The sequence below is a fragment of the Stenotrophomonas sp. P5_B8 genome (assembly GCF_054049855.1).
Genome location: NZ_JBFULO010000691.1, coordinates 1 through 1,261 on the forward strand (window position 1 = coordinate 1; position 1,261 = coordinate 1,261).

Below are 1,261 nucleotides of genomic sequence, written 5' to 3' on the forward strand. Positions count from 1 at the left end.
GAGCCGACCGTTGGTCGGCTGGCGTCAGAGGTTCATGACGCCGGAACGAAGGGCAGCCGACCAACGGTCGGCTCTACCATTCAGAGGTTCATGACGCCGGAACGGAGGGCAGCCGACCAACGGTCGGCTCTACGATTCAGCGCTTCATGACGCCCGAACGAAGGGCAGCCGACCAACGGTCGGCTCCACCGCGGTCACTTCACCCCGTGCAGGTCCCGCAGCTGGCTCGGCCGCGAACCAAAATAGGCGGCCAGGTCGGCAATATCCTGATCGCTCAGGTCGGTCGCCTGCGGGGTCATCAACGCATGCTGGCGGTCGCCGGCGCGATAGGCCTGCAACGCATGCGCCAGATAGTCACCGTACTGCCCACCCAGTTTCGGGTAGGTCGGGTCGATCGGCTTGTTGCCGTCGACGCCGTGGCAGTCGATGCAGCTCTGGCCGGTGGCCTTGCCCTTGACCTGGGCACGAGCTTCACCAGCAGCCAGGCGTCCGGCCGGTAAGCCGGCGGAGGAGCCGGACCCATGTTCGCCACTGGCGTGGCCCGGGTCGGCGGCGGAATCTGCGCTGTTTTCCACCTGTGACTGCGAACACGCAGTCATCAGTAGGGCAACGGACAGGGCGATGGCGTGACGCTTGAAGGGCGTGGCTTTCGACATGAGCGCGCTTATTTGACGGTGGACAGGTAAACAGCGAGATCGGCGATCTCCTGTTCGCTGAAACTCATGGACTGCGCCTGCATCGTGGGATGCCGGCGCTTGCCCTGGCGGTACTCGCTCAGCGCCTGGCTGAGGTACTGCTGGGTCTGCCCGCCAATCTTGGGCACCCGGTAACTGGGGTAGGCGTTCTTGTAGCCTGTGATGCCGTGGCACCCCTGGCAGGTGTAAGCCAGCACGCGGCCATTGTCGACATTCCCGGTGAGGGCGACAGGGGCGGGCGCGGCGGGGGCTGAAGCAGGAGCGGGTGCGGCAGGTGCTGCGGGTACTGCTGGAGCAGTGGCGGCCTGTGCGGCGGCCCCGAGGGGCAGGAGGACGGCCAGAAGACAAGCGGCGAGCGGCTGCGGGCGCATGATGTCCTTTCCGGTGTACGGGTCTGGTCGTTCCGGCGTGGGGTACGGAACTGGCCCGAGTATAGCCTGCGATTTCATCTAGCTGAAACCGGGTCATCGGAGGCGTTGCCGCAGGTCACCATGACCTTTGGGATATGGTGTGATCGTGACGTGGTGCATTACTTTGCTACAACACCTGCCCACGCATCCCTCAGG

General features: G+C 65.0%; 2 protein-coding genes. Both read right to left on the reverse strand.

What is annotated here, in order from left to right; all coding sequences use genetic code 11:
- Positions 1-194: 194 nt before the first annotated feature.
- Positions 195-656, reverse strand: a complete 462-nt coding sequence (locus tag ACXJKH_RS20725; RefSeq protein WP_256773980.1) for a c-type cytochrome — start codon at positions 654-656, stop codon at positions 195-197.
- 8 nt (positions 657-664) lie between these two features.
- Positions 665-1,066 carry a c-type cytochrome gene (locus ACXJKH_RS20730; RefSeq protein ID WP_256773979.1) on the reverse strand — a complete coding sequence of 134 codons (402 nt, stop codon included), beginning with the start codon at positions 1,064-1,066 and terminating at the stop codon, positions 665-667.
- Positions 1,067-1,261 lie beyond the last annotated feature (195 nt).

What these genes read in the sequence shown, in the direction of transcription:
- ACXJKH_RS20725 (WP_256773980.1), bottom strand. Translation starts at nt 656, where the DNA reads ATGTCGAAAGCCACGCCCTTCAAGCGTCACGCCATCGCCCTGTCCGTT.
- ACXJKH_RS20730 (WP_256773979.1), bottom strand. Translation starts at nt 1,066, where the DNA reads ATGCGCCCGCAGCCGCTCGCCGCTTGTCTTCTGGCCGTCCTCCTGCCC.